This is a genomic window from Streptomyces sp. NPDC101191, from assembly GCF_044767915.1.
Lineage (GTDB): Bacteria > Actinomycetota > Actinomycetes > Streptomycetales > Streptomycetaceae > Streptomyces.
The window spans coordinates 60,280-86,284 of record NZ_JBIWOU010000012.1; the positions used below are offsets into that span (position 1 = coordinate 60,280).

The 26,005-nt window shown below is 72.5% G+C and carries 26 protein-coding genes; 8 read left to right on the forward strand and 18 right to left on the reverse strand.

Going from position 1 to position 26,005, the window contains the following annotated elements; all coding sequences use genetic code 11:
* Positions 1–93 precede the first annotated feature (93 nt).
* The 9 genes from ACIRQF_RS34140 to ACIRQF_RS34180 form a co-directional block, all read right to left on the reverse strand.
* Positions 94–1,161, reverse strand: coding sequence for a 2-aminoethylphosphonate ABC transporter substrate-binding protein (locus tag ACIRQF_RS34140; protein ID WP_404098391.1), 1,068 nt, complete (start codon positions 1,159–1,161; stop codon positions 94–96).
* Positions 1,162–1,192: 31 nt separating this feature from the next.
* Entirely contained in the window at positions 1,193–1,996 is an 804-nt protein-coding gene (locus tag ACIRQF_RS34145; RefSeq protein ID WP_404098394.1) for an ABC transporter permease, read from the reverse strand.
* Entirely contained in the window at positions 1,983–2,951 is a 969-nt protein-coding gene (locus tag ACIRQF_RS34150; RefSeq protein ID WP_404098396.1) for a 2-aminoethylphosphonate ABC transporter permease subunit, read from the reverse strand. The genes ACIRQF_RS34145 and ACIRQF_RS34150 overlap by 14 nt, the downstream gene beginning before the upstream one ends.
* On the reverse strand, positions 2,944–4,011 hold the full coding sequence (locus ACIRQF_RS34155) for an ABC transporter ATP-binding protein (RefSeq protein ID WP_404098399.1): 1,068 nt from the start codon (positions 4,009–4,011) through the stop codon (positions 2,944–2,946). Before ACIRQF_RS34155 ends, ACIRQF_RS34150 begins: the two co-directional genes overlap by 8 nt.
* A complete protein-coding gene (locus ACIRQF_RS34160) occupies positions 4,008–4,700 on the reverse strand; it encodes a phosphonatase-like hydrolase (RefSeq protein ID WP_404098402.1) in 693 nt (230 codons plus the stop codon). The genes ACIRQF_RS34155 and ACIRQF_RS34160 overlap by 4 nt, the downstream gene beginning before the upstream one ends.
* A gap of 4 nt (positions 4,701–4,704) precedes the next feature.
* The gene (locus ACIRQF_RS34165; protein ID WP_404098405.1) at positions 4,705–5,826 is read right to left on the reverse strand and encodes a TIGR03364 family FAD-dependent oxidoreductase; all 1,122 of its coding nucleotides are present in this window, start codon (positions 5,824–5,826) and stop codon (positions 4,705–4,707) included.
* 279 nt (positions 5,827–6,105) lie between these two features.
* Positions 6,106–6,897: a GntR family transcriptional regulator gene (locus ACIRQF_RS34170; protein WP_404098408.1), complete on the reverse strand. Its 792-nt coding sequence runs from the start codon at positions 6,895–6,897 to the stop codon at positions 6,106–6,108.
* Between the two features lie 273 nt (positions 6,898–7,170).
* Complete coding sequence (locus ACIRQF_RS34175; RefSeq protein ID WP_404098411.1) at positions 7,171–8,190, reverse strand: hypothetical protein; 1,020 nt, start codon at positions 8,188–8,190, stop codon at positions 7,171–7,173.
* Positions 8,191–8,315: 125 nt separating this feature from the next.
* Positions 8,316–9,701 (reverse strand): ROK family protein, encoded by a 1,386-nt coding sequence (locus ACIRQF_RS34180; protein WP_404098414.1) that lies wholly within the window; start codon positions 9,699–9,701, stop codon positions 8,316–8,318.
* A 56-nt stretch (positions 9,702–9,757) separates the two neighbouring features.
* Here ACIRQF_RS34180 and ACIRQF_RS34185 point away from each other — a divergent pair, with 56 nt between their 5' ends.
* The gene (locus ACIRQF_RS34185; protein WP_404098417.1) at positions 9,758–10,837 is read left to right on the forward strand and encodes a Gfo/Idh/MocA family oxidoreductase; all 1,080 of its coding nucleotides are present in this window, start codon (positions 9,758–9,760) and stop codon (positions 10,835–10,837) included.
* Between the two features lie 143 nt (positions 10,838–10,980).
* Positions 10,981–11,442 carry a heme-degrading domain-containing protein gene (locus ACIRQF_RS34190; RefSeq protein WP_404098617.1) on the forward strand — a complete coding sequence of 154 codons (462 nt, stop codon included), beginning with the start codon at positions 10,981–10,983 and terminating at the stop codon, positions 11,440–11,442.
* 272 nt (positions 11,443–11,714) lie between these two features.
* Here ACIRQF_RS34190 and ACIRQF_RS34195 read toward each other — a convergent pair whose 3' ends face one another.
* From ACIRQF_RS34195 to ACIRQF_RS34215, 5 genes are all read right to left on the reverse strand, one after another.
* A complete protein-coding gene (locus ACIRQF_RS34195) occupies positions 11,715–13,232 on the reverse strand; it encodes a choice-of-anchor A family protein (RefSeq protein WP_404098420.1) in 1,518 nt (505 codons plus the stop codon).
* Between the two features lie 207 nt (positions 13,233–13,439).
* Complete coding sequence (locus ACIRQF_RS34200) at positions 13,440–14,297, reverse strand: fumarylacetoacetate hydrolase family protein (RefSeq protein WP_404098422.1); 858 nt, start codon at positions 14,295–14,297, stop codon at positions 13,440–13,442.
* Between the two features lie 230 nt (positions 14,298–14,527).
* Positions 14,528–15,253 carry a YidC/Oxa1 family membrane protein insertase gene (locus tag ACIRQF_RS34205; protein ID WP_376637462.1) on the reverse strand — a complete coding sequence of 242 codons (726 nt, stop codon included), beginning with the start codon at positions 15,251–15,253 and terminating at the stop codon, positions 14,528–14,530.
* A 179-nt stretch (positions 15,254–15,432) separates the two neighbouring features.
* Positions 15,433–15,735 (reverse strand): DUF6412 domain-containing protein, encoded by a 303-nt coding sequence (locus tag ACIRQF_RS34210; protein ID WP_376637463.1) that lies wholly within the window; start codon positions 15,733–15,735, stop codon positions 15,433–15,435.
* Positions 15,736–15,914: 179 nt separating this feature from the next.
* Positions 15,915–16,439, reverse strand: coding sequence for a winged helix-turn-helix transcriptional regulator (locus ACIRQF_RS34215; RefSeq protein WP_404098425.1), 525 nt, complete (start codon positions 16,437–16,439; stop codon positions 15,915–15,917).
* Positions 16,440–16,636: 197 nt separating this feature from the next.
* Here ACIRQF_RS34215 and ACIRQF_RS34220 point away from each other — a divergent pair, with 197 nt between their 5' ends.
* Positions 16,637–18,172 (forward strand): MFS transporter, encoded by a 1,536-nt coding sequence (locus ACIRQF_RS34220; RefSeq protein ID WP_404098427.1) that lies wholly within the window; start codon positions 16,637–16,639, stop codon positions 18,170–18,172.
* Between the two features lie 28 nt (positions 18,173–18,200).
* On the opposite strand, the gene ACIRQF_RS34225 is transcribed toward ACIRQF_RS34220, so the two are convergent.
* Complete coding sequence (locus ACIRQF_RS34225; RefSeq protein ID WP_404098430.1) at positions 18,201–19,040, reverse strand: class E sortase; 840 nt, start codon at positions 19,038–19,040, stop codon at positions 18,201–18,203.
* A 63-nt stretch (positions 19,041–19,103) separates the two neighbouring features.
* Here ACIRQF_RS34225 and ACIRQF_RS34230 point away from each other — a divergent pair, with 63 nt between their 5' ends.
* Positions 19,104–20,111 carry an SEC-C metal-binding domain-containing protein gene (locus ACIRQF_RS34230; protein WP_404098433.1) on the forward strand — a complete coding sequence of 336 codons (1,008 nt, stop codon included), beginning with the start codon at positions 19,104–19,106 and terminating at the stop codon, positions 20,109–20,111.
* A gap of 7 nt (positions 20,112–20,118) precedes the next feature.
* On the opposite strand, the gene ACIRQF_RS34235 is transcribed toward ACIRQF_RS34230, so the two are convergent.
* Together ACIRQF_RS34235 and ACIRQF_RS34240 are read right to left on the reverse strand one after the other, a co-directional pair.
* Complete coding sequence (locus ACIRQF_RS34235) at positions 20,119–21,231, reverse strand: MrcB family domain-containing protein (RefSeq protein WP_404098436.1); 1,113 nt, start codon at positions 21,229–21,231, stop codon at positions 20,119–20,121.
* 69 nt (positions 21,232–21,300) lie between these two features.
* A complete protein-coding gene (locus tag ACIRQF_RS34240; protein WP_376637467.1) occupies positions 21,301–21,942 on the reverse strand; it encodes an ATP-binding protein in 642 nt (213 codons plus the stop codon).
* Positions 21,943–22,099: 157 nt separating this feature from the next.
* Between ACIRQF_RS34240 and ACIRQF_RS34245 the strand changes: the two genes are divergently transcribed.
* The 4 genes from ACIRQF_RS34245 to ACIRQF_RS34260 all read left to right on the forward strand — a co-directional run bounded on the left by ACIRQF_RS34245 (position 22,100) and on the right by ACIRQF_RS34260 (position 24,600).
* Positions 22,100–22,948, forward strand: coding sequence for a helix-turn-helix domain-containing protein (locus ACIRQF_RS34245; RefSeq protein WP_404098441.1), 849 nt, complete (start codon positions 22,100–22,102; stop codon positions 22,946–22,948).
* Positions 22,945–23,172, forward strand: coding sequence for a DUF397 domain-containing protein (locus ACIRQF_RS34250; RefSeq protein WP_404098444.1), 228 nt, complete (start codon positions 22,945–22,947; stop codon positions 23,170–23,172). Before ACIRQF_RS34245 ends, ACIRQF_RS34250 begins: the two co-directional genes overlap by 4 nt.
* Positions 23,173–23,380: 208 nt before the next feature.
* Entirely contained in the window at positions 23,381–24,193 is an 813-nt protein-coding gene (locus ACIRQF_RS34255) for a DUF6551 family protein (protein ID WP_404098447.1), read from the forward strand.
* Positions 24,194–24,297: 104 nt separating this feature from the next.
* Entirely contained in the window at positions 24,298–24,600 is a 303-nt protein-coding gene (locus tag ACIRQF_RS34260) for a hypothetical protein (RefSeq protein WP_376637471.1), read from the forward strand.
* A 125-nt stretch (positions 24,601–24,725) separates the two neighbouring features.
* Here the strand turns inward: ACIRQF_RS34260 and ACIRQF_RS34265 are convergent, their stop codons facing one another.
* Complete coding sequence (locus ACIRQF_RS34265; RefSeq protein ID WP_376637472.1) at positions 24,726–25,994, reverse strand: DUF445 domain-containing protein; 1,269 nt, start codon at positions 25,992–25,994, stop codon at positions 24,726–24,728.
* Positions 25,995–26,005: the final 11 nt, after the last annotated feature.

Below are 26,005 nucleotides of genomic sequence, written 5' to 3' on the forward strand. Positions count from 1 at the left end.
CGCCCCTGATTCCTCAGGGGCGTTGAGCTTTGGTCCGCACCCGTTATCCTTCCGCTACATTTCCGGGCGGCGAAAGGGTCGTGCGGTGAACTTTCAGCTGCCGGTCGCGGACTTCCACGCGTCCACGTAGGCCGTCAGGTTCGTGTCGATGTCCGACCAGTCCGGCTCGAAGACCTCGACGCCGGTCATCAGCTTGCCGAGCTCGACGGCGTTGGCGTCGGTGGGCTTGACGTCCTTGCGGACGGAGAAGCCGCCGCCGACCGAGCTGACCTCGCGCTGCGCCTGCTCGCCGAGCATGAAGTCGAGCAGCTTCTTGCCGTTCTCCCCGTGCGGGGCGTTGTTCACCAGGCCGGCGGCGTAGGGCAGGGCGAAGGTGGTGGGCCTGGCGCCCGCCTTCGCGGGGAACCAGATGGCGAGGTTCGGCATGGACCGGGCCTGCGCGAAGTTCATCTGGACGTCGCCGTTGGCGACGAGGATCTCCCCCTTGTCGACCTTGGGGGCCAGCTTGGAGGTGGAGGAGGACGGGCCGACGTTGTTGGCCTGGAGCTTCTTCAGGTACTCCATCGCCGGCTCCTTGCCGCCGAAGTCGTGCATGGCCTTGATGAGGACGGCGGTGCCGTCGCCCGCGACGCCGGGGGTGGAGTACTGCAGCTTGTCCTTGAACGTGCCGTCGAGCAGCTGCTCCCACGTGGTGGGCGCGGTCGGCAGCTCCTTCTTGTTGTGGACGAAGCCGAAGTAGTTGTTGACGACGGAGATCCACTTGCCGTTGTCGGCCTTGTCGGCACCGCTGACCATGGCGGCGTCCTTCGGCGTGTACGCCTGGAGCAGCCCCTTGGAGTCGGCCTGCTGGATGAACGGCGGCAGGGTGACGAGCAGGTCGGCCTGGGTGTTGCTCTTCTCGCGGGCGGCGCGCTGCACCATCTCTCCGGAGCCGCCCTCGACGTACTCGACCCTGATGCCGGTCTGCTTCTCGAAGTCCTCGAAGACCTTGTCGTACCAGCCGTCGCCCGCCTCGCCCTTGAGGCCGTCGGCGCTGTAGACGGTGACGACCTTCTCCTCGGAGGCGGCCGTGGAGCCGCCGCAGGCGGTGAGGGTGGCGGCGAGGGCGAGGCTGCCGGTGACGGCGGCGATCGGCTTGAGGTGACGGGGCTTGATGCGCATGACGTCGTTCTCTCCTGACGGTACGGGGGTGCTAGCGGTACGAGGCTTTGGTGCGGACACGGGAGACGGCGAGCAGGACGAGCAGTGTCGCCGCCATGAGGACCACGGCCAGGGCCGAGCCCGTGAAGAGCGAACCGCGGTCGGTGGCCGTGAAGACGAGCACGGGCAGCGGCAGCCAGTCCGGCGGGTAGAGCATCATCGTGGCGCTCAGCTCGCCCATGGACAGGGCGAAGCAGAGCCCCGCCGCCGCGTTCAGCGACGGCAGCAGGAGCGGCAGCCGCACCCGGAGCAGGACGTACGAGGGGCGGGCGCCGAGGCTCGCCGCCGCCTGCTCGTACATCGGGTCGAGACGCAGGACGGCGGCCGAGACCGACTGGTAGGCGAACGCCGTGACAAGGATGGTGTGCGCGAGGATCACGATCCAGCGCGTGCCGTTCAGGAGCAGCGGGGGCTGCGAGTAGGCGACCAGGACGGCGAGTCCGACGACCACCGACGGCACCGCCACCGGCAGCACGAACAGTCCGTCGATGACCTTGCGTGCGATGCTCCGCGCGCGCATCGCCGCGGCGGCGAGCGCGGCCCAGGTCCCGACGGTCAGCGCGAGCACGCTCGCGGTGAGCGCGGTGAGCAGGCTCGTCGTCAGCGCCCGCAGCGACTCGCCGCGCACGGCGGCGGCGTAGTGGGCGGTGGTCGGCCCGGAGGGGAAGGCGCCGGACCAGTGGGTGGAGAACGAGGCGGTGAGGATGACGAGGAGCGGCAGGGCGAAGAGCGGGACGAAGAGAACCGCGAACAGGGCCCAGGCGCAGCGGCGTCCGGCCCGGCTATGCACCAGCACGACGGCTCCCTTCCCGGGCCGCCCCGGCGCCGCCGGACCGGGCCACGAGCGTCCGGTAGAGGCCGTAGAGCCCCACGGAGATCAGCACGTTGACGACGGCGACGACGCAGGCCGCCGCGTAGTCGGACTCGAGGACGGCCTTGCCGTAGACGAGCATCGGCAGGGTCGTGACGCCCTTGGCACCGGTGAAGAGCACGATCCCGAACTCGTTCAGGCACATGACCAGGACGAGACCGCCGCCGGCGGCGAGCGCGGGCAGCGCCTCGGGCAGGATCACCCGGCGCACGATCCGCAGCGGCCGGGCGCCCAGCGAGGAGGCCACCTCCAGCTGTGCGGTGTCCAGCTGGGAGAAGGCGGCGAGCAGGGGCCGCATCACGAACGGGGTGAAGTACGTGATCTCGGCGAGCAGGACGCCCCAGGGGGTGGTGAGGAACCGGAAGGGTCCGCTGTCCGCGCCGGTGACGTCCGTCCACAGCCCGTTGGCCATGCCGACCGTCCCGTACAGGAACAGCAGGGCGAGCGTGATCAGGAAGGACGGGAAGGACAGGAACACGTCGATGGACTTCGACACCGCCCGGCCGCCGGGGAACGGCACGAACGCGACGACGAGCGCGAGCACGAAGCCGAGGACGAGACATCCGGCGGTGGCCGCGGCGGCCAGCCACACGGTGGTGACGAGCGCGTCGCGGAACGAGGCGGAAGCGAAGACCTGCGCGTACGCGCCGGGGGCGAGGGACTCCCGGACGACGAGGGCGAGGGGGTAGAGGAAGACGACGGCGAGGGCGAGGACGGGGGGCGCGGCCCAGAGCCGGCCGCGGAGGCCCCGCTCCCTCGCCGCCGCCGCGGGCGGGCGGGAGGGCGTGCTCCCGGGTGCCCCGCCGCCGGAGGGAGCCGCGGCGGGGCCGGGAACGGCTCTCCGTCCGGGCCGGGCCGTGACCAGGCCGCGGCTAGCCATCGTTCACCCCCGCGGCCAGCAGCACCGCGTCCTCCCGGGCGAAGTGCAGGGTGACCCGGTCCCCCAGGGCCGGCGTCTCGCGCAGCTCGCGGACGTCCGCCTTCACGCGGTGCCCGGAGCCGACGTCGACGTACAGCCGGTGCGTGGCGCCGCGCCACTGGACCTCGGCGATCCGGCCGGTGAGGGCGTTGGGGCCGGGGCCGAGGCCCACGAGGTGGGGGCGTAAGCACAGGGTGGCGCCGGCACCGGGTACCGCACCGTCGGCGACCGGCACGTCGAGGGCGACGCCGTCGAGGCTGACCCCGCCGGCGCCGACCGTCACCGGCAGCAGGTTGGCGTTGCCGACGAAGGAGGCGGTGAACTCGGTGCGCGGCCGCCGGTACAGCTCCTGCGGGGTGCCACAGTCCTGGAGGCGGGCCCGGTCCATGACCGCGATCCGGTCGGCGAGGGTGAGCGCCTCGACCTGGTCGTGGGTGACGTACAGCAGGGAGACGTCCGGCAACTCGCGGTGCAGGCGGGCGAGTTCGGCGAGCATCTCGGACCGCAGCCGGGCGTCGAGCGCGGACAGCGGCTCGTCCAGCAGGAGGACGTTCGGGCGGATGGCGAGCGCGCGGGCGATGGCGACGCGCTGCTGCTGACCGCCGGAGAGCTCACGGGGGTAGCGCTTGGCGTAGGCCGCCATCCCGGTCATCTCCAGGGCCTCGGCGACGCGCCCGGGGATCTCGGCCTTCGGCACCTTCTGCGCCTTGAGCCCGAAGGCCACGTTGCCCTCGACCGGCATGTGCGGAAAGAGGGCGTACTGCTGGACGACCATGCCGATCCCCCGCTTGTACGGGGGGAGTTCGGTGACATCGCGGTCGCCGATGAACACCCGGCCGGCGGCCGGGCGGACGAATCCGGCGACGGCCCGCAGAGCGGTGGTCTTGCCGGAGCCCGAGGGCCCGAGCAGGGCCATGACCTCCCCGGGCTCGACGGTCAGGTCGAGGGAATCGAGGACGGTGGTGCCGTCGTAGGCGACGGAGACGCCGTCGAAGCGGATGCCCCCGAGCGCGCCGCTCATCCCTCGCGCTCCTCGCACTCCCGCACGAGGGCGGGGAGTTCGGCGACCGAGGACAGCACGTGGGTGGCGCCGTGCTCCGTGAGCGCGGGCGCGGCGTGGGCACCGGTCAGGACGCCGGCCACGATCCCGGCGCCGGAACGGAGGCCGCTGAGCATGTCGTACGAGGTGTCACCGGCGACCACGGTCCGGCGGACGTCGTCGACGGCGCCGGTGCGCAGGAAGGCGGCGAGCACCATGTCGGGGTACGGGCGGCCGCGGCCGCCCGCGTCGGCCGGGCAGAGGGTGAGCTCGACGAGCTCGCGCCAGCCGAGGGCGTCGAGGATGGCGTCCTGGGTGATCCGGGCGAAGCCGGTGGTGAGGACGACCGTCCGGCCCTGGGCCGTCAGCTCGGCGATGGCCTCGGCGGCGCCGGGGACGGCGGCGATCCTGCCGTCGGCGACCAGCTCGCCGTAGGCCGCCTCGAAGGCCTGGTTGGCCTGCCGGGCACGGGCCTCGTCGCCGCCGAAGAGGTGCCGGAAGACGGAGATCTTGGACTCGCCCATGGTGGCGCGGACGTAGTCGATCATCGTCGACGGGTCCTCGCCGAGGCGCTCGGCGGCCGCGGTGAAGGCCTGCTCGACGAGACCGCCGTCGGCGACGGTGGTGCCGGCCATGTCCAGGACGATCAGGTTGTTCCGCTGCTTGCTCATGCCGTCACCAGCCCAGTTCGTTCGCGGTGGTCTCGGCCACGGCGGGCGAACAGGTCATGCCGCGTCCGCCGGGTCCGGTCACCAGCCACACGCCGTCCCGCACCTGCTGGCGGTGGACGACGCGGGTGGTGTCGGTGCACTGCGCGTACACGCCGGCCCAGCGGCGGCGGACGCGCGGCAGCGGGCGGCCGAGGAAGGACTCGACCACGCGCGTGAGGTGCTCGTAGGGGTCTTCGACGGTGTCGAAGGGGAAGGGGTGCTCGTACTCGTGGGTGTCGCCGATGGTCAGCCCGCCGTCCAGGCGCTGCACCATGAGGAGCTGCATCTTGTGGGCGGCGGCGGTCGGGTCCTGCGCCTGCCCGGCGTCGAGGGCGTCGAGGGCGGGCGACCGGTAGGCCGGGTAGTAGCGGAAGGAGTCGGCGTCGGCGACGGAGGTGGTGAGGGCTTCGCCGAGCGGGTCGGTCTGCATCATCTGGAGCCGGACCCGGCGGACCGGGACCTCGCCGGCGACCTCACGGACCAGCCCGGAGAGCCAGGCGCCGGTGCACAGGACGACCGCGTCGCCGGTGTGGATGTCACCGTGGTCGTCCCGGACGGCGTTCTCCCCCACGACCTCGCGCACCTCCCGCTGCGGCAGGAAGGTGTAGCGACCTGAGGCCAGAAGGGCCTCGCGCAGGGCGAGTTGGGCGGTACGGGGCTCGACGGCGGCGTCGCGCTCGCACCACAGAGCGGCGTCGAACGCGCCGCGCAGGGCCGGGTTGACCGCCCGGGCCTCGGTGGGCGTGAGCAGCTTGTAGCCGCGGGCGGCCGCGTCGGGACGGGCCAGGGCCGCCTCGGCGACGCCGAGTTCGAGCGGGCCGCGCACCGGGGTGAGCGACCCGATGGCCCGGAAGCCGAGCTTCGGGACGCGGGCGCCGATGCCCTCCCAGAGTTCGCGGGCGCGCAGGGCGGTGTCGAGCTCCTCCCCGCCCGCGCGTCCGCTGACCCATATCTGACCGAAGTTGCGGAGCGATGCCCCGCGCGCCTCGGCCTCGCGCTCGATGTGGACGACCTCATGGCCGCGTTCGACTGCCTGCCAGGCGTGCATGGTTCCCACCACGCCGGCTCCTACGACGATCACCTTCATGCCGTTCACGGTCGGGGCGACGGGTGACCCGGGCCGGTCGGAACGGCGACGGGAGGGTGAACGGACCGACAAGGTTGGACTAGACCCGTTATTTGTTTGTGATGTTCAGTGCAGGGGTGAGGGTGGGGCGGGGAGGGAGGGCGGGCGGGCGCTGAGGGTGAGTTGGTGGTCAGGGCGGGTGGGCGGTGGCCGGGGGGCGCGGGGAGCAAGGCCGGGGACCGGAGGGGCGCGGGGAGCAAGGCCGGGGACCGGAGGGCACGGGGAGCAGGGTGCGGGAGGTCAGTCCTGTGGTCCCAGGTGCGCGGTGAAGCTGAACCGGTCGCCGCGGTAGAGGGTGCGGACGCGCTCCAGGGGCCGGCCCGCTGTGTCCCGCGAGACACGGTGGATCAGCAGCATGGGCAGTGCGGGCGGGGTGCCGATGAGCAGCGCCTCGCGCGGGGTCGCGAGCACGGTCTCGATCCGCTCGTCGGCGTCGCCGAAGGAGATGCCGAGCCGGTCGTGGAGGTACGCGTAGAAGGACGAGTCCGGGTCGAAGTCGGCGTCCAGGCGCGGGGCGCGCGCCTCGGAGACGTACGTGCTCTCCAGGCCGACGCGCTCGTCGTCGGCGAGCAGCACGCGCTCCATGTGCCAGACGGGCGCGCCGCGTTCGACGCCGACCTCGGGCGCGAGGGCCTCCGGGCATGGGAAGCGGTCGAGCGAGATGAGCGCACGGCCGGGCCGGAGGCCCTGGCGCCGCACGCCCTCGGTGTAGCTGGCGAGCGAGAGCGGCTGCTCCAGCTTGGGCCCGGCGACAACGGTCCCCCGGCCCTGGCGCCGCAGCCGGCCCTCCAGGAGCAGCTCGCGCAGCGCCTGCCGGACGGTCTCCCGCGAGACCTCGTAACGGACGGCCAGATCCCGCTCGGTGGGCAGCAGACCGCCCTCGCCCAGCTCGTCGACGAGCGTGGCGACCTTCGCCTTCACGGCGTAGTACTTCGGGATGCGCCCGTGCTCGGGGATCCCGGAGCGGATCGGGGCGCCGGGCCCGTCGGGACCGCTCTGTCGGGGACTGCTGTGTCTCTCCACGTTCTGCACGCGTCGATCGTCGCAGAGCCGGGTGAACGGGAAGGTGTACGGAGCGTGGCCCGCGGGTTGTCCGGCGGACCAGGGGCGGACGGAACGTAGCTGCGCGCTGCTCCGCTGCGGGACGGGGCGGGGAGTGCGTTGGGCGGCGGCTCGCTTCGGTGCCGTGATCCGCGGGGGCGGGGTGGGGTGGGACGGGGTGGGACGGGGTGGGGTGGGACGGGGTGGGGTGGGACGGGGTGGGGTTGGGTGCAGGGCCGGGGACGGGTGTCGTGGTGCGCCGGCCTAGGCGGGCCGGCGGCGGCGACGGGCCCGGAAGCGGAGGACGAGGACGACGCCGGTCGTGAGCAGCGCCGCGGCGGTGGCGGCGTAACGGAGGGCGGAGTCCTGCCCCGTACGCGCGAGTTCGGGGAAGACGGGGGTGGGCGCCGTGCCGGGGACGGTGGGGCGGGCCGGGACGGAGAGGCGCGGACTCGGGCCCACGGGGTCGGGGGAGGGGTCCGGGTCGGCGTCCGGGTCGGCGGGGACGATCGTCAGGCGGTAGTCGCCGGACTCGCCGATCCAGTCTCCGTCGTCGCCCCTGCGCTGGACCACGGCGGCGTTGACGACGACCTCGTCGGGCGTGGCGTCGGCTCGGAAGGCGAGCCGCACCGGAACGGTGAGCGTCCCGCCGGCGGGAACGGCGAAGCCGGGGAAGTCGGGGACGGGAGGCGACGTGACGTCGGGGACGGTGGTGAGACCGGGGGTGGGGGTGGGGTCGAGGCGATCCTTGATTCCGGTGGTGCTGGTGGGACTGGGAGGGCTGGCAGGGCGGGCAGGGCTGGAGGGAACGGCCGGCCTGACAGGTCTCGTGGGGCTCACCGGGCTCGCCGGGCTCACGGGACTCAGGGATCCACTGGCGAACACGCCCACGCTCTCGGCCTGGTCCGTGCCCTCGAAGACGACCGGCCGCCAGACCCGCGCGGCGGCGTCGTAGAACTCGGCCCGGATCTGCGCGGGGCTCAGCACCCGCTCGCGGTCGGTGAAGACGAGAACCGGATGGATGTCCCGGCACGGCTCGGTGGTGGTGTTGACGAGGTCGAGCTGCCAGGTTCGGAAGCCCCCGCCGGCCGGGTACTCGACGGGGCCGCCGTGGATCCGGGTCGCAAGGGGGAAGGCGGGCGCGCCGACGGCACCGCAGGCGGGTGCGGGAGCCTGGGCAGGCGCTGCCGCCTGGGCCGCCGGGGCTGCGTCGGGAACCACGGGCACGGTGGTCGTCGCGGCCGTGACGAGGGCGGCGAGGGCGAGGGCGTTGCGCGGTCGCATAGGGGCGGGTGCCTTTGCTGCTCGCGGGCGTACGGGGCGCCCGCGACGTTGCCAGGCGAGGCGGGGCGGGCCCGGGAGCGACGCGGCCGGGCGGCCGAACGCGCCGCACGTTCCGCCCGATCAGCCTATTTTCCGAAGATCGGAGCGAGGATCAGCTGGGCCGCGCCCTCGGTGACGGCGTAGGGCGCCACGGCGACCCCGACGTCCGCCGACAGTCCGAGGCCGGCCAGGACCTCGCGGGCCCCGCGCGCGTACGCCTCCGGGTCGGCGAGCACGGCCCGGCCGCCCAGCAGCACACGGTCGATGTCGAGCAGGCGCACCAGGTTCGCCGCGCCGGTGCCGAGGATCCGGGCGGCCTCCGCGCGGTCGCCGTGCGCGAGGGCCGTCAGGCACAGCACCTCCAGGCAGCCGCGGCCGCCGCAGTCGCAGGGCGGCCCGTCCAGCTGCACGGTCTGGTGCCCGAGTTCTCCGGCCCCCGTCCTGCCGCCGCGCAGCACCGCGCCGCCTAGGACGAGGCCGGCGCCCAGGCCCGTACCGAGGTGGACGTAGGCGAAGGAGTCCGGCGCGTCGGGGCGCAGGGCGAGGCCGAGGGCTGCGGCGTTGGTGTCCTTGTCGAGCACGACCGGCAGCCCGAGCCGCCGCGCCAGCTCCTCGCGCAGCGGGAACCCGTCCCACTCGGGGAAGCCCGTGACCCGGCCGGGCGTCCCGGTCCGGTGGTCCAGCGGCCCGGGCATGGCCACACCGACACCGAGCACGGCGCCGGGGACGGAGGCGGAGGCGGGGTCGGCAGCTGGGGCGGAGGCGGGGCCGACGGCTGGGGCGGAAACAGAGACGGAGGCGGGGGCAGCCTCAGAGGTCGCCGCGGAAGCAGCGATGGAGGCGGGGGCAGCTACGGAGGCGGGGGAAGCGGCAGCGATAGAGGCGGGGGCAGCTACGGAGGCGGGGGAAGCGGCAGCGATAGAGGCGGGGGCAGCGTCGGAGGCGGAAGCAGGCGCGGAAGTGGAGGCACGGGGCGAGGCCGGGGCGGGGTACGCGCCGGTCGGCGCCCCCCGGCCCGTCGTCAGGGTCGTCATGGCCGTCAGGGCCGTCAGGGCCGCCACCTCCTCCGCCACCACCGCGAGGACCGCGTCCGCGCCCGCGCCCAGGTCCAGCGGGACGCGGTGGGCGGCCACCCGGGTGCCGGCGAGGTCGAGGAGGACGGCGGTGAGTTCGTCGCGGTCGAGGTGGAGGCCGATCGCGTGCGCGGCCGCCGGGACGAGCCGGAGGACGGTCGCCGGCTTGCCGCCCGTGGAGGCGCGCCGGCCCGCCTCGGCGGCCAGGCCCTCGGCCCGCAGCCGCGCGGTGATCTTGCTGACCGCCTGCGGGGTGAGGCCGGTGCGCTCAGCCAGTTCGAGGCGGCTGATCCCGCCCTCCCCCGCCGTGCGCAGCAGGTCGAGCACCAGTGCCGCGTTGTGGCTGCGCAGCGCCGGCAGGTTGGCCCCGCTCGCGACTCCTCCGTTGTCCCTGTTCACCCACCTATTGTGCCCGTCGCTTGCGCTTTGGCAACAGCGTTGCCAAAGTGGTGAGCATGAGCTCCTCCACCTCCCCGCTCCGCGTCGGGCTCGTCGGCTACGGCCTCGCCGGCTCCGTCTTCCACGCCCCGCTGATCGCCGCCTCCCCCGACCTCGTCCTCGACACGGTCTCCACCGGCAACCCCGAGCGCGCCGCGCAGGCCCGCGCCGAGCACCCCGGGGTACGCGTGGCCGCCTCCCCTGAGGAACTGCTCGCGCGGGCCGACGAGCTCGACCTGGTCGTGATCGCCTCGCCCAACAAGACCCACGTCCCGGTCGCCACCGCCGCCCTGCGGGCCGGCCTCCCCGTCGTCGTCGACAAGCCGCTGGCTGGCACCGCCGCCGAGGCCCGGGCGCTCGCCGCCCTCGCCGCCGAGCGCGGCCTGCTGCTCTCCGTCTTCCAGAACCGCCGCTGGGACAACGACTTCCGCACCCTCCGCGCCCTCGTCGCCGAAGGCGCCCTCGGCGAGGTCCAGCGCTTCGAGTCCCGCTTCGAGCGCTGGCGCCCGCAGCTCAAGGGCGGCTGGCGCGAGTCCGGCGCGCCCGAGGAGATCGGCGGCCTCCTCTACGACCTCGGGAGCCACGTCGTCGACCAGGCCCTGGTCCTCTTCGGCCCGGCCGTCCGCGTGTACGCCGAGTCCGACGTGCGCCGCCCGGGCGCCGAGGCCGACGACGACACCTTCGTCGCGATCACCCACGCCGGCGGCGTGCGCTCCCACCTCTGGATGAGCGCCACCACCGCCCAGCTCGGCCCCCGCTTCCGGGTCCTGGGACAGCGCGCGGGGTACGTGAAGTACGGCCTCGACCCCCAGGAGGCCGCGCTCCGCGAGGGCCTGCGACCGGAGTCCGGCACCGTCTGGGGCGTCGAGCCCGAGGAGCTGTGGGGCCGGCTCGGCGCCGGCGAGTCCCCGCTCACCGGCGGCGGAACCCCCGTGGAGACCCTTCCGGGCGCCTACCCCGCCTACTACGCGGCCGTCGCCGCCGCCCTCCGGGGCACCGGCGAGAACCCGGTGACCGCGCTCGAGGCGGCCGCGGCGCTCGACGTCCTGGAGGCGGCGAAGAAGTCCGCCCGCGAGGGCGTGGTGGTGACGCTGTGAGCACCACGAATTCCGCGAGCGCGGCCCCTTCCGCCGGGTCCGCGCCTTCCGCCGGGTCCGCGCCTTCCGCCGGGTCCGCGTCCTCCGCCGGGCCCGCGCCTTCCGCCGGGCCCGCGTCCTTCGCCGCCGGTTCCGTCGAGGAGCTGACGGCCCAGGAGGCGCGCCTGGTGCTGCCTCGCTTCACCTACGAGGACGCCTGGACGCTCGGCACGATCCTCGTCGGACTCGCGCGCGAGCGGCGGGCCCCCGTCGCGATCGACGTCCGGCGCGGCGCCCAGCAGCTGTTCCACTGCGCCCTGCCCGGGTCGAGCGCGGACAACGACGCCTGGATCGACCGGAAGCGGCGGGTGGTGGAGCGGTACGGCGTGAGCTCCTTCCTGGTCGGCGCCCGCTGCCGGGCCAAGGCCACGACCTTCGAGGCCTCCTCGCGCCTCGACCCTGACGTCTTCGCCGCGCACGGCGGCGCGTTCCCGATCGCGGTCGAGGGCGCCGGGGTCATCGGCTCGGTCACCGTCTCGGGCCTCCCCCAGGCCGAGGACCACGCGCTGGTCGTCCTCGGCCTGGAGCGCCTGCTCGACTCGTACGCGCCGGGCTCGCCCGCGTAGGGGCCGGGGCCGAGGCGCGCAGTGGTCGGGGCGAGGCGCGCAGGGCTCCGGCTGTACGCGTCTCGGTCCCGCCCGTACGCACCTCGGCCCCGCCCGTACGCACCTCGGCCCCGCCCGTACGCACCTCGGCCCCGCCCGTACGCACCTCGGTACGACCCCTACGCGCAGGAGCCCGGCCCGTACGCGAGGAGCCCGGCTCCTACGCGAGGAGCCCGGCTCGTACGCGAACGGGCCCCGGACGCGCTGTCGGCACATCAGCGGCCCGTCCGGCGTCAGCGGCCCCTACGGCGCGCGACCGCCACGAGAACGGCGCCGGCGGCGGTGAGGGCGAGGGCCAGGGCGCCCATCACGGCCTTGGTAGTTGCGGATCCGGATCCAGTGTCGGGGAGTTCGCCGCCGCCGGTGGTGTCACCGCCGGTGGTCTCGCCGGTGGTCTCGCCGGTGATGGCGCCGCCCCCGGCGTCGCGGCCACCGGAGTCTCCGCCACCGGCCGTCGCGCCACCGACCGTCGCACCACCTTCGGTCGCGCTTCCGTCGGTGAGCCCACCGTCCGCGCTCCCCCCGCCGCCCGCACCGCCCTCGGTACCGCCCTCGGTGGCGCCGTTGGTGGCGCCTCCGTCGGAGTGGCCGCCGGTCGTCGTCGCCGACTTCCCGTCGCTCCCCCTGTCCATCGGGCTCGGCGTCGGGGTGCGTCTGGGTGCGGGCGCCGGGCCGGACCCGTCCTCGTCGCATTCGGGCAGGTCTCCGTCGAACGGGTAGCTGTGGATCTCCTGCCCGCCGCCCCCGCCCACCGCCGATCCGTGGGTGAGCGAACCGCTCGTGTAGAAACGCCCGTTCATGCCGGGCATCGCCACCTCGGCCGTGCTCTCCGGGTCGGCGACGAGCACGCTGCCCTCGAACTGTGCGCCGCCTTCGAAGAGCACGTCCGTCGCGTCCGGGAAGTTCCACAGCAGGCGCTCGCGCAGCCCGCCCCGGAAGCCGTTGACGTACGTGTCGACGGTCCGCTTCGCGCCGACGACGTTGACGAGGACGGTCGCGTCGGCCGGAACGCCGACGAACCTCAGGCCCTGCGCGCCGCCGTTCGCCGACTCCAGGTCGAAGTCGACCGTGAACACCTGGAGCGCCGACTTCCCGTCGCCGGTGAACACGGTCTCGTAGCCGCGGTTCACGGCCGTGCCGGTCGCCTCGCGCGGCCTGCCCTGCGGATAGGCGTAGCAGCGGCCGGCGGCGGTCAGCTTCTCCCGCAGGCCCTTGAACGGCTCGGCCGCCCTGGTGTCGGCCACGCCCGCCGGGCTCACGCTGCCACCGAGCGTGCCTCCGTACCGAACGGCCCCGTGGACGGCCCCCTCCTCGGCGAGCAGGCGCCGGCCGTCGGCGACGGTGACGTTCCCGCCGACGGTGAGGAAGTCGGAGCCGCTGTCGGGCGGGACGCGCGAACCGACGCCCGCGACGCCGACGTGGTAGACCTGCGCGGCGCCCACGGGCTTGCTCATGTCGACGTTCCCGAGGACCACGACCTTGCCCTCGGCCTCGGAGGCCGCCTCGCGCACGAGGAGGTCGCCGCCGACGAAGACGTTGACGTTGTTGTCGCGTCCGGCGGCGGAGCTGGTGTGGACGTCGGGGTACGGGGACGGGCAACTGCCCGGCAGGCAGGGACCGAGACCGCCGGGGAGCGGGGCGGCGAAGGCGGAGGTGGCGAGGGCGCCGACGAGGACGGCGGCACCGGCGGCACCGCCGGCCACCACCCCGACGCCCGTCCGATGGTGATGATTCCTTACATGTGCGCGCATATGCGGCAATATGCAGAACGCCAGTCCTCAAGGCGACGCCCCACGCGCGAGGGCACGTGGGGCGTCGCCCGAACGACTCACGTCAGGGCCTGGTCGCGTGTCGAAGCCCGTGGATCACGTACGTGATCGGCTCACGCAGCGGACCGGCTCACGGACGCGACCGGCTCACCGACCCGAGCGCCCGGTTCGCCGACCCGCGCGCCCGGCTCACGCGCTCTTGAGCTCCTGGCGCTGGCGGCCCAGGCCTTCGACCTCCAGCTCGACGACGTCGCCCGGGCGCAGGTACGGCTTGGGCTCCGGCTGCCCCATGGCAACGCCCGCGGGCGTGCCGGTGTTGATGACGTCGCCGGGGTAGAGCGTCATGAACCGGCTGACGTACCGGACGACCTCCGCGACCTTGAAGATCTGGTCGGAGGTGTGGCCGTCCTGCTTCAGCTCGCCGTTGACCCACAGCTTCAGGCCGAGGTCCTGCGGGTCCGGCACCTCGTCGGCGGTGACGAGCCACGGGCCCAGCGGGTTGAAGGTCTCGCAGTTCTTGCCCTTGTCCCAGGTGCCGCCGCGCTCGATCTGGAACTCGCGCTCGGAGACGTCGTGGGCGAGGGCGTAGCCGGCGACGTGGGCGAGGGCCTGCTCGTCGGTCTCCAGGTAACGGGCGGTGCGGCCGATGACGATGGCGAGCTCGACCTCCCAGTCGGTCTTCACGGAGCCGCGGGGGACGAGCACGGTGTCGTCAGGGCCGATGACGGTGTCGGCGGCCTTGAGGAAGACGACGGGCTCCTCCGGGATCGCCGCTCCGACCTCGGCGGCGTGGCCGTGGTAGTTCAGCCCGATGCACACGACCTTGCCGATCCGGCCGACGGGCGGGCCGATCCGCAGCCCGGCCGGGTCGAGCGCGGGCAGCACGCCCGCGCCGAGCGCGGCGCGTACGCGGTCGAGCGCGGCACCGTCGGCGAGCAGGGCGCCGTCGATGTCGTCGACCACGGCGGACAGGTCGCGCAGGGTTCCGTCCTCGTCGAGGAGGGCAGGCCGCTCGGCCCCCGCCGGGCCGACACGCAGCAGCTTCATGGTCTTCTCCTAGTGGTCGAGGTGGCCCGGGAGCGGGCCGTGACGAGCCCCGGCCGATGGAGTGCGGCCATCGGAGGATTGGTCGATCCTCCAAGAGAACGGGTCACTCTGCAAGACCCCGTTCACACCCTGGACCCTTACGCCCGGGTAACAAGCCGGGCGCCGCACCACCCGGCGGCCGGGGGGCGCCGTAGCGCCGTAGCCCCGTAGCGCCGGATCCCCAGACCGCTCTAGACGCTCGGCGCAAGGGCTCCGGCGGCGGGCATGTCCCGGTAGAGGAAGGCGCGCTCGACGGCGCTCCAGGTGGTGCTGGTGACGATGTAGAGCGCGGCGGCCAGCGGCACGACGGCGACCGAGATCAGGGTCGCGAAGGAGAGCAGCGGGAGGTAGCGGGCCATGCCCGCGGCGAGCGCGGCGCCCGGCTGACCCGGGTCGGCGGCCGGGGTCAGGGCCTGCTGCCGCTTCGCGCGGACGAAGTTGTACGTGGCGACGGCGGCGACGATCGCGAAGAGCGCGAGGTAGACCAGGCCGGCGGGGCCGAGGACGCCGCCGTGGGAGAGGGCGTCGGCGTAGTGGTCACCGAGGGGCGCGGCGAAGAGGCTGTGCCCGGCCATCCGCCCGCTGGAGAAGAGGTGGAACATCAGGAAGAACGCGGGCGCCTGGAGCAGGCTGGGCAGGCAGCCGGCGAACGGCGAGACCTTCTCCTCCGCGTGCAGCTCCATGACCGCCTTCTGCAGCCGCTCCGGGTTCTTGGCGTGCTTCTTGCGCAGCTCGGCGAGCTGGGGAGCGAGCCGCGTGCGGGCCTTCTGACCACGGGCGGCGGCGCGGGAGAGGGGGTGGACCGCGAGCCGTACGCCCATCGTGAAGAGGACGATCGCGGCGGCGGTGGAGGCGGTGGCGAAGAGCGGGTGGAGCAGGTCGGCGAGCTGCTCGACCAGGGACGCGAAGACGGACATGGGAGCCCTCCGTGGGGTCTCGTCGTGCCGGAAAAATGGGGATGTCGGCAGGACGGAACCGCGCAGGGGCGAGCGGATACGTGCTCGTACGGCGGGCTTCGCGCGCGCTGTCGCGGCGAGTCGGCGAGATACCCCACGACGAGCAGGTGCGCGCCGGTACGGCGAGCTGGTGCGTGCCCCTACGCGGCCGTCAGGAGGAGACGGCCGGGCGCTCGCGGCCTGCGGCGACCCGGGGCGTCGGGGTCGCGTTGCGGCAGGAAGGCGGTACGTCGGGCGCGGTCGCGCAGGGCGGTGCGCACGCGGGTGGGCGGCACGGGCGGGGCCGTACGGGCGCCGATGAGGGCGCAGAAGACGCCGGCCGCGGCGACGGCGAAGGCGGCGGAGAGACCGGCGCCGCTCGAACCGTCGGAGAGCAGCAGATCGGCGAGGGCGAGGAGGACGAGCAGCGGCGCGAGGACGCGCAGCACCAGGTCCTTGACCATCTCATCCTCCTTTCACGGATCTCATCCGTTATACACGACGGCATTCGGGCGGAAGGAGTTCCGTATCCGGCCGGAACAGTTCCGCGTTCGGTCGAAACAGGTCCGCGTCCGGTCCCGCGTCCGGTCGGAGCAGGTCCGCGTTTCGGTCGGAAGCAGTTCCGCGTTCGTCGTTCACTTGGTCAAGAGAGGTCCAGGGGCACGAGGAGTCGGCGCGGGGCGAGCAGGGCGCGGCTGACCGGGTCGGCGGGGGCCGGGTCGAGCCCGGCGCCGGGCCGCATCTCGATGTCGGCGGGGTGCACGGCGATCCGGCAGGCCGGGCACTCGCCGTACGGGCCGACCTCGGTGCCGCAGTCGACGTGGTGGAAGTGGCGCATCGGTACGGCCCCGGGCAGGGCCTCGCGCCCCCACAGCCCGAGCGAGCGCAGGACGGGCCACAGGCCGATGCCGCGCTCGGTGAGCACGTACTCGTCGCGCGGCGGTGATTCCTGGTAGCGCCGCTTGTCGAGGACCCCGATGCCGACGAGGGCCTGGAGGCGGGCCGCGAGCACGGCGCGGGGGGCGCCGAGGTGGGCGAGGAAGTCGCTGTAGCGGCGCACGCCGTAGAAGGCGTCGCGCACGACGAGAAGGGTCCAGCGCTCGCCGACGACCTCGAGCGCGCGGGCGATGGAGCACTGCTGGGTGGCGTAGTCCTTGCCGAGGGCCATGGGACGAGTATAGCGAACAAGGTTCAATGAATGAACCTAGGGTGCTACGGTGGGGATCGAAGCAGAAGGTTCATTCACCGAACCCACCCAGAGGACGTGTCATGTCCGAACCCACTCCCCGAGGACCTGCCGTGTCCGAAGCCACCCGCCAAGGACCGGCCACGTCCGCGGCCGAACCCACCCGAAGAGGACCTGCCGTGTCCGAACCCACCGCCACAACTCTTGGCACCACTGGCGCTGGCACCGGCGCAGGCCCCGGCACCGACACCGGCACCGGCACCGGCACCGGCACCGGCACCAGCACCAGGGTTGCCGCCACCACCGTCCCCACGAGCGCAGGCACAGCCGCCACCAGGGCCGACGCCGAGTCCCCGCCCCCCGGCCTCTCCGGCGGGAGCCGCCGCCCTCGCCCCGGCGCCACGCTCGCCGTCACCAGCGCCGCCACCGCGCTCACGCTGATGAACTACACGGCCCCGATGCTCACCCTGCCCGCGACGGCCGCCGCCTTCGGGACGGCGCCGTCCGCGCAGGCCTGGCTGCTGAACGGCACCCCGCTGGGCCTCGCCGTCGTCCTCCTGGTGGCCGGCAGCCTCGCCGACCAGCACGGGCGACGGCGGGTCTTCCTCCTCGGCGCCCTGGGTCTCGGACTCACCACCGCCCTCGGCGGCCTCGCGACCACCACCCTCACGTTCACGCTCGCCCGGGTCGCGCAGGGCGCCGCGAGCGCCGCCGTGCTCGCCGCGAGCCTCGGGCTGCTGGCCCACGCGTACCCGACCGGTGCCGCGCGGATCCGGGCGACCGGGGTGTGGGGCGCGTTCGTCACGGCGGGCATCGCACTCGGCCCACTGCTCGCGGGCACGCTCAGCGGATCGGCCGGCTGGCGGTGGACGTACGAGGTCCTCGGGGCGGCCACCCTGCTCGTGGCCGCGCTCGGCACCCGTCCCCTCGCCGAGTCCCGCGCGCCGCGCGAGGGCCGCCCGGACATCGCCGGCGCGCTCGCGCTCGGCCTGGCCCTGGCCGCTCTGCTCACGGCGCTGACCTTGGGCAGGGACGGCTGGCTGCGTCCTCCGGTGGGCCTGCTGCTGCTCGCCGCGGTGGTGCTGGCGGCGGCGTTCGTACGGATCGAGCGGCGCAGCCGTACGCCGATGATCGACCTGGCGCTGTTCCGGCGCCCGGCCTTCCGGGCGGCCACGGCGGGGGCGCTCTTCACGGGCCTGGCCGTGATCGGCTTCTTCAGCGTGCTGCCGGCGCTGCTGCAGCGGGGCGCCGGGATGGCCCCGCTGAGCACGGCGTGGCTGTTCCTGCTGTGGTCGGGCACGGCGTTCGTGGTGGCGCTGCAGACCCGCCGCCTGGCGGGCCGGCTCGCGGCCCCGTACCAACTGGCGGTCGGCTTCGCGCTGTCGACGGCGGGAGTGCTGGCCCTGTTCGGCGCCCTGGGCGGCGGCGGGCACGGACCCCAGTGGCCCCGCCTCCTGCCGGGCCTGCTGGTGGCGGGCGCGGGCAGCGGCCTGCTGAACGCGGCGCTGCCGCGCCTGGCCGTGGACTCCGTACCACCGGAGCGGGTGGCGATGGGCTCGGGCGCGAACAACACCGCCCGCTACATCGGCTCCTCGGCGGGCGTGGCGCTCGCCCTGGCCGTCGCGACGGCTGGTCCGGACGCGGCGGTGGTGGCGTCGGCGGCCCTGGGCGCTGTGGGAGCGGCGGTCACGCTCGCGGCGGCACGGCGACGGTGACGACGGCCGCGGCTCCCTCGAATGCGAACTAGCCCGAGACGAGCTTGGCCCAGACGACGAGCCGGTAGCGCGAGGTGAACTCGGGCGTACAGGTGGTGAGGGTGAGATAGGCGCCGGGCCGGTCGTACCCGTAGGACGGGTGGACGAGGGAGCGGGGGACGGGCTGGACGACCCCGGTGTCGCGGGCGGAGGTCTGCGGCAGGACGCGGTCGACGCGATAGGTGAAGGTCCCGTCGCGGGTCCGGACGGTGAGGGTGTCACCGGGCTGCAGCCGGTTGATGTAGCGGAAGGGCTCGCCGTGGGTGTTGCGGTGCCCGGCGAGGGCGAAGTTCCCGGTGCGGCCGGGCGCGGCGGTCCCGGGGTAGTGCCCGACGTAGCCGCGGTCGAGGACGGTGCGCTTGCCGACACCGGCGGCGACGGGCACGGTGAGCCCGATCCGGGGGATACGGAGAACGGCATAGGCGGAGCCGGCCCCAGGCAGGGCTGCACGTGAGGTTCCGTCCCGGTCCCCTCCCCCGCCGCCCTGACCGCCACCGCCCTGCCCCGTACTGGAGGACGCCCCGACAGGCACCTCGCCGGCACCGGGCACACCGGGCGTCTCAGGCATCTCGTTCGTCTCGTTCGTCTCGGAAGGTGACACGACGGGAGGTGAGGCGTCCCACTCCCGCTCGAGTGCGCGTACCGAGCGGCCGGCCTCGGCGCGGGCCTGTTCGTTGGTCCACCACAGCTGGTGGGCGACGAGGAGCACGAGGAGAACGCCGCAGGTGACAAGCCCTTCGGCACAGGAGAACAGCGCGCGCCCGACGGGCCCGCGCCCCCTGCGGGCCGGGCCGCGCGCCTGCACGACAACCGGAATTCGTCCTCGCACGGCGGGCACGATAAGTGCTGAGGCGCCAACTCTCCAGGGCCGTACAGCAGTACGGTGGTCGACATGCGCCCCGACACGCCTGCCGACGACACCACCGAAGCCGAGCGCCTGCTCCGCACCGCGGGGCAGTACCCGGAGGACCGGGAACCGCTGCTGCTGCGCGCGGCGGCCCACCTGGAACTGGCAGGCGAGCGCGAGCGAGCCACCCTCTTGTACGACGACCTGCTCGCGTCCTCCCCGGCCGACCCGCTCCTGATCAGGTCCCTCAAGGCGGCCAACCTGTGGGAGTACGGCCACGAGGCCGAGGCGCGGGCGATCATCGACGGTGTCCGCACGGCCCGCCCGGAGCAGCCGGCACCGTGGCAGATCATCGCGGAGACGCTGGAGGCGCACGACGAGCTGGAGAACGCGGAGGCGACGCTGACGGAAGCGGCGCGTCTGCTCGCCCCCGCGGAGGCGGAGGACATCTCGTACGCCCTCCAGTCCCTCCTGACCGCCCGGCACCGGGTCCGCCGCCTGCTGGCCCTCCCCCACGACGCGCCCGACACCCTGGCGGACGGCCTGCACACGGCGGACGTACCGCTGGACGAGCTGCACGACCCGAAGCGCCTGTGGGCCCTGGGCTCGTCGGACCCGGCGGAGCTCCAGGCCGAGATCGTCCGCCTGCGCTCGGAACTCGGCTCCTACCGCACCGCCCTGTCCCGCCCCTTCCCGGTGGCGGTCCTGCACTGGCCGGAGCGGGAACTGGACGAGCTCCTGGCGGCGTACCCGGAACTGGAGGCCGAGTACCCGACGTACCGGGCCCACCTCACGGACATCGAGGCCTCGCTCCGCGAGCTCGCCCAGTCCGGCACCCCGAACCTGGGCATCGTCCCGGCCACGGTCCCCTCCTACGAAGCCTTCGCCGCCTCGGAATCCTCCACCCCGGCCAACCCGGACCTCCTCCCCCAGTACGCCACCACCCTGGCCGCCCGCGGCCGAGCGACGACCTGGCCGCCGCTCCGGGGGGCGGCTTGCTGGTGCGGGTCGGGACGGGCTTACGGGGAGTGCCACGGGGGCGAAGAAGCCTGAGTCAGCGCTAAGAGGTCATGCCCCACTCCTGCGCCCTGGCGGAGCCGCCCCACCCGGAACCGTCGCGCCAGACCGAGGCGATTCCTTGGTCTTCCAAGTACGGCGCGTAGGCGCCGATCTCCTCCGAAAAGAGCCCTATCAGGAAGGGATCAGGTCGCTTCAGGTAGAGGAAGTGGCGGTATTCGTAGAGCTGTCCGATCGCCTCGCGAACCGCCTGAGTGGGGTTCCCATTGCGGACGACCTTCGCCTCAACCAGCCACTCCTCGCTCGACTCCTCAGAGGCGCCCTGAGGGCGTAGCACAAGGTCCTTGGGGTGCTGAAGGTCTGTGATGGGGACGTAGCCACGCTCGCATATATGGAGACCAAAGTCCCCGATCAGAGTTTCGTGGCTCCGCCGCTTGACCTGCTGCCGAGCGCGGATCTGCGCCACGTAATCACTACTGTCCTTCGGCCGGAAGTTGGCGAGCGGATTGGCGACCGGCTGGGGGGCGTGATGGCCCGGTTCGTAGGACATCTCCAACGCCTCAGGGGCATCGCTCCCCCACCACACGCGGTCAGCCTCTTCAGCAAGCCGCAGAGACTCGATCCCAAGCAGCAGGTCTTCCATGAGCGTGACATCAGTGGGCAGAGCGGCCGTGTCGTACGTCTTGGCAATGACACTGGCCGCCTCGTACGCCCGGGGTCGCGCCGCCCCGTCCCGCAGCCGCGGCTCGTCAACCCAACCGTGGCGTTCCTGCCGTCGCACGGCTCGGCGAAGTCGAGCCGCGTGGCGTCGGAGGTGGTCTTCGCGTGCCTGTCCTCTGCCGAGTCGGTCTTCCAGCCAGGTGATCCCCTGCTGCAAGGTCAACGACACGTCCGCCAGATCCTGACTGAAGATGTAGGCCAGGTACAGCCCCTTCTTGGGATCACGCTGGCCGCTCTCCTCGAAGACACCGATCCAGGGGGTCGCGGCTGGCGTTGTCTGCCCTCCGTGACCCTTCGCCTTGAAACCAGGCGGAAGGGCGAGGTCAGTACGCCCTGCCACCTTCCGCAGGACCTGCTGCCCCTTCACATCGCGCCCCGAACCGGCAGTACGGTCGTAAGTGCTGGCGACCTCGCTGAGCAAGTCTCGAATCCCCATGAGGGGAATCTAGATCAGAGGGTCCCGCGATACACCGGAGTTCGTTTCACCTCGTCAGGTACGGGCTCATCACAGGCCAGCCTCGAATCGAGTCTGCGCCATATCCAGCACGTCATCGACGTCATAGCCATGGGCCCCCATCCAATGCAAGAGGTCCACCATCACGTCGATCGCGGCATCCTTGGCCACTGCGGCACTCAGCCGACTCGCGTTGACCGCGCGTGGGGAAGCCACGGCGCCATAGAGCGAGATCATGGCCTCGGCACGCGTGACGCGCACCCCGCCCCCATGACCGTTCGGACTGATGAGGTCAGTCGTGATCTCGCACCACGTCACCTTTCGGTCCGACCCGAGCAGTACACCCCAGCGGTCAGCCACCGCGTCCACAAGCACCAGCCCTCGACCCGCCTCGGTGTCCGGACTCGTGGCAAGTAACGTCGGCAGCGCCCGGCAATCCGGGTCACTGACTTCGATCCGAAGATGCGTTCCGTTCATAGACAGCCGTAGTGACGTCGGCGTCCCCGGACCCACGTGCCGAATCACGTTCGCGACGAGTTCACTCACGCAGAGTTGAGCCGCCCCTGTCTGCCGTTGCAGGCCCCAAGCCTTGAGGTGTAGCCGCACGATGCGCCGAAGCGCGGCCACTTCCCGCGCCTCAGCAAGGAACGGGAGTTCCCAGGGCTTCCTCTGCATGCACCCGTCATCATTCATTCCTTCTCCCCTTCAGTGGCGGAACGTGATGGGTGACTAGCATTGCGTTGCACATCCCAGCATGCAATGTGCACGGCGGGATTCCCACCTTCGAGTGATTGGCCGGCGGTCCCTCTGGTGCGCAAACTGAACATCCGCTAGAAGAGAGGGGATTGAGATGGCCGGTTCACCCACCGCTCGCCGCCGACGCCTGTCGATCGAACTAAAGAAGCTCCGCGAGTCGAGAAGGATGACGTGCGCACAGGTCGGCGCGGCCCTCGACTGGAGCGGTTCCAAGGTGAACCGCATGGAAACGGGCACGGGAAGAGTCCAGCCGTCTGACGTCGAAGCGCTCTGCCGCTTCTACGAGGTGGATGACGAGCTACGCGAGTTCCTCAAATCGCTGGCGCGGCAGGCGAAGACGAAGGGCTGGTGGCAGGCCCACGGTAACGGCGTTCCCACATGGTTTTCGATCTACATCGGCCTGGAACAGGACGCTTCCACGTTCCGCCAGTACCAGAACGAGTTCGTGCCCGGTCTCATGCAGACCCCCGCGTATGCCGCCGAACTGCATCGGGCGACCAATCAGATGGCCGATGAGGACATCAACCGCGCGGTGAGCGTCCGGATGGAACGCCAGGCGCGCCTCCAATCACCCGGCGCGCCAGACACTTGGTTCGTGGTGCACGAGAGCGCTCTACGGTCCGTCATCGGCGACCAGACCGTCATGCGTGAGCAGCTTGAGAAGGTACTGGAGACGTCCGAACTGCCCAGCGTCACCCTGCAAGTCCTGACTTTCGACGCTGGCCCGTACCCCGCCACAGGCACCTTCAGCATGCTGGGCTTCCCCGATCCCGAGGATCCAGACATCGTGTACCGGGACGGCATCACAGATGCCGTCTACCTGGAAGGAGCTGACGAGGTACGTGCGTACACCAGGGCCTTCGACAATCTGCGCGCGGCTGCGGCAAGCCCCCACCGCTCGACCCACATCATCACCACGCTACTGAAGGACTACACGATATGAGCAGCTCCACACCGGCAACGCACGACCGCGGCGAGTGGTTCAAGTCCACCTACAGCAACGGCTCTGGGGGTGAGTGCGTCGAGTGCTACCGCACCAAGGACAGGACCTTGATACGGGATTCAAAGCAACTGGGTGGGCCCGTGCTGGCCGTACGTGGGGACGCCTGGAGCGCCTTCATCGAAGCAGTCTCCTCGCCTCGGGAGACAGAGGCGGCTGCGCCATAAGGCCCTCAGATGGCACAAAACCCATAGTACGATCAACGATCGTTGAAACTGAGCACTCATCAGCTTCTCGGGAGACGCGACCGTGTCCACTGCCGCCTCAAGCCGCACCTGGCTCTTCGCGCCACGCCTCGGAGCCGCGCGTTCGTCGCGTGCCTCCCTCCGCGACTGACACCGCCCGGAACTCGAAGACCACGAAAGCAGGTTGGGCATGCCCTCGGTCAACCACACCGTTACCTACGGCGTCCGGATACCGGTGGAGAATCTGTTTGTTGACCACGATGTGCAGCGCGAACCCGACAAGGCGCGCGCGAAGAAGATGGCTGACGCCTTCGACGAGAACAAGCTCGGCTCCATCATTGTCTCCGACCGAGGTAATGGCACCTTCCACATCATCGACGGGCAGCACCGGTGGCTCGCCGCGAGGGAAGCTCAGCACCTGTATCTGCATGCGGACGTGCACACCGGTTTGGCACGAGCTCAGGAAGCCGACATGTTCCTGGCTAAGAACCGGGACAGCAAGAAGCCCAGCGCTTTCGATGAGCACAAGAATGGGGTCGCCGCTGGGCACAGCCCCTATGTCGAGGTCGAAGCCGTTCTGAAGAAGCACCACCTGACTGCTGGCAGCAGCTCCGCCAACCAGTTCGGCGCGATCACCAAGGCGCACGCACTGGTCAAGCAGTTCGGAGCGGACGCTCTCGACCGTGCCCTGACCGTGGCCGAGAACGCCTGGGGACGCTCTCGGTTCACCTGGGAAGGGGTCATCATCCACGGCCTTGGACTCATCATCGGACGTCACCCTGAGCTGATCGATGACAAGCGGATGGCCCAGCGGCTCGCCTCCACGAGCACCGCGGAAGGCATGAAGGGCAGGATCACTACAGCGGCCACCGGGGGCGGCACCCGACATGACGGCACGGGCGGGCGAGCGAAGGCCGCCTACTGGGTCATGGTCGGCATTTGGGACACGGGCCTCCCGAAGAACTCCGCGAAGCGGATTCGCAAGGCTGACGAATCCTGGTAGACGCGGCAGCCGGAACAGCTCGTGGCAAATGAGCCCCTCGGCCCCGAGTAGCTGACCATTAGGCTCGATGCCGTAGCTCCCACGTGCGACCGAAAGGCCCCGTCATGCCCCGCATCCCCTCCCCCGTCATCGCCGCCGCCGGACTCGTCGGTGGTTACGCCGTGGCCCGGTGGACCAAGAAGCGGCCGCTGGGTGGGGTCGTGCTCGCGGTAGCCGGTGGAGTGGCGGCGCGGGAGTGGCAGCAGGTGGGTGGGGCGAAGGTGGCCGGCGGGCTGACGGCCGCCTACGTCGCCGCCTTCGCCGGGTCGCATCCGCTCGCCAAGAAGATCGGCGCCTGGCCCTCCGTGTTCTCCGTGGCCGGGGCCATGGCCGCCACCTCGTACGCCGTCACCCGCAAGGCAGGCTGACCGCAGCCGGTCGTCCGTCACGCGCCGCGGCGCTGCCCCCGCCGCCCGGCGCCGCCGGTCGCCGGGCGCCGGTGACCGAGGCTGAGCCGCGCGGCGGGGCGCGGCGGGCCGAGGCGAGGCGGGTGTCAGCCGCCCAGCGCGTGGCTGATCGTGTAGATCACGAGGCCCGCCAGCGCACCGACCACCGTGCCGTTGATGCGGATGAACTGGAGGTCGCGGCCGATGTTGGCCTCGATCTTTCTGGAGGTCTGGGTGGCGTCCCAGCCCGCCACCGTGTCCGTGATCAGGGACGTGATCTCGGTGCGGTAGGTCGTCACCACGTACGCCGCCGCGTCCTCGGCCCAGCCTTCGACCTTGGCCTGCAGGCGGGTGTCCGAGGCCAGGCGCTTGCCCAGGGCGATCAGGGAGGCGCGGGCGCGGCGGCGCAGCTGGCTCTGGTCGTCCTCCGCCGCGGCCAGGAGCAGGGCGCGGACCGATGACCACGCCGAGGCGATGATGTCCTGGACCTCCGGGCGGGCCAGGATGTCGGACTTCAGGCGCTCGACGCGCGCCCTCGTGTCCGTGTCGGCCTGGAGGTCCGCCGCGAAGTCCGTGAGGAAGCGGTCGATGGAGGCGCGCGCCGGGTGGCCCGGCATGTCCCGCATCTCCGTCACGAAGCGGAGCAGCTCGCGGTAGACGCGGTCGCCCACCTTGCGGTCCACGAAGCGCGGCGTCCAGCCCGGGGCGCCGCCCTCGATCGCCTCCATCACCGAGCCCCGGTGCGTCACCAGCCAGTCGTGGCCCCGCGCGCAGATCAGGTCCACCGCCCTGTGGTGGGCGCCGTCCGCCACCATCTTGCCCAGGGTCTTGCCCAGCGGCGGGCCCACCTCCGCGGCCTCCGCCCTCCGCGTGATCGCCTCCCCGACCACCGCCTGTACGTCCGCGTCCCGCAGCACCGTCAGCGCCCCGCGCAGGGCCGCGGCCAGTTCCGAGGTGACGCGGTCCGCGTGCGCCGGGTCGGCCAGCCAGGTGCCCAGGCGGCTCGCGATGGCGAAGCCGCGCAGCCTGCCCCGTACGACGTCCGCGGACAGGAAGTTCTCCCCCACGAACGACCCCAGCGACGCGCCCAGCTGGTCCTTCTTCGTCGGGATGATCGCCGTGTGCGGGATCGGCAGCCCCAGCGGGCGCCGGAACAGCGCCGTCACCGCGAACCAGTCCGCCAGCGCGCCGACCATGCCGGCCTCCGCCGCGGCCGCCACATAGCCCGCCCAGGCGCCCGCGTCCGAGGCCTTCGCCCACGTGGCCAGGGCGTAGATCCCCGCGACCAGCGCGAGCAGGCCCGTCGCCAGGGCCTTCATGCGGCGGACTCCTCGGCTCTTCTCCGCGTCCGCCGCCGTGTACGTGAAGCTGACCATCACCTCACCTC

Bases quoted from the DNA above. Each gene is read 5' to 3' on its own strand.
- ACIRQF_RS34140 (WP_404098391.1), bottom strand. From the start codon at position 1,161: ATGCGCATCAAGCCCCGTCACCTCAAGCCGATCGCCGCCGTCACCGGC.
- ACIRQF_RS34150 (WP_404098396.1), bottom strand. From the start codon at position 2,951: ATGGCTAGCCGCGGCCTGGTCACGGCCCGGCCCGGACGGAGAGCCGTT.
- ACIRQF_RS34155 (WP_404098399.1), bottom strand. From the start codon at position 4,011: ATGAGCGGCGCGCTCGGGGGCATCCGCTTCGACGGCGTCTCCGTCGCC.
- ACIRQF_RS34160 (WP_404098402.1), bottom strand. From the start codon at position 4,700: ATGAGCAAGCAGCGGAACAACCTGATCGTCCTGGACATGGCCGGCACC.
- ACIRQF_RS34165 (WP_404098405.1), bottom strand. From the start codon at position 5,826: ATGAAGGTGATCGTCGTAGGAGCCGGCGTGGTGGGAACCATGCACGCC.
- ACIRQF_RS34175 (WP_404098411.1), bottom strand. From the start codon at position 8,190: ATGCGACCGCGCAACGCCCTCGCCCTCGCCGCCCTCGTCACGGCCGCG.
- ACIRQF_RS34185 (WP_404098417.1), top strand. From the start codon at position 9,758: ATGAGCTCCTCCACCTCCCCGCTCCGCGTCGGGCTCGTCGGCTACGGC.
- ACIRQF_RS34195 (WP_404098420.1), bottom strand. From the start codon at position 13,232: ATGCGCGCACATGTAAGGAATCATCACCATCGGACGGGCGTCGGGGTG.
- ACIRQF_RS34200 (WP_404098422.1), bottom strand. From the start codon at position 14,297: ATGAAGCTGCTGCGTGTCGGCCCGGCGGGGGCCGAGCGGCCTGCCCTC.
- ACIRQF_RS34205 (WP_376637462.1), bottom strand. From the start codon at position 15,253: ATGTCCGTCTTCGCGTCCCTGGTCGAGCAGCTCGCCGACCTGCTCCAC.
- ACIRQF_RS34210 (WP_376637463.1), bottom strand. From the start codon at position 15,735: ATGGTCAAGGACCTGGTGCTGCGCGTCCTCGCGCCGCTGCTCGTCCTC.
- ACIRQF_RS34215 (WP_404098425.1), bottom strand. From the start codon at position 16,439: ATGGCCCTCGGCAAGGACTACGCCACCCAGCAGTGCTCCATCGCCCGC.
- ACIRQF_RS34230 (WP_404098433.1), top strand. From the start codon at position 19,104: ATGCGCCCCGACACGCCTGCCGACGACACCACCGAAGCCGAGCGCCTG.
- ACIRQF_RS34235 (WP_404098436.1), bottom strand. From the start codon at position 21,231: ATGGGGATTCGAGACTTGCTCAGCGAGGTCGCCAGCACTTACGACCGT.
- ACIRQF_RS34240 (WP_376637467.1), bottom strand. From the start codon at position 21,942: ATGAATGATGACGGGTGCATGCAGAGGAAGCCCTGGGAACTCCCGTTC.
- ACIRQF_RS34245 (WP_404098441.1), top strand. From the start codon at position 22,100: ATGGCCGGTTCACCCACCGCTCGCCGCCGACGCCTGTCGATCGAACTA.
- ACIRQF_RS34250 (WP_404098444.1), top strand. From the start codon at position 22,945: ATGAGCAGCTCCACACCGGCAACGCACGACCGCGGCGAGTGGTTCAAG.
- ACIRQF_RS34255 (WP_404098447.1), top strand. From the start codon at position 23,381: ATGCCCTCGGTCAACCACACCGTTACCTACGGCGTCCGGATACCGGTG.
- ACIRQF_RS34260 (WP_376637471.1), top strand. From the start codon at position 24,298: ATGCCCCGCATCCCCTCCCCCGTCATCGCCGCCGCCGGACTCGTCGGT.
- ACIRQF_RS34265 (WP_376637472.1), bottom strand. From the start codon at position 25,994: ATGGTCAGCTTCACGTACACGGCGGCGGACGCGGAGAAGAGCCGAGGA.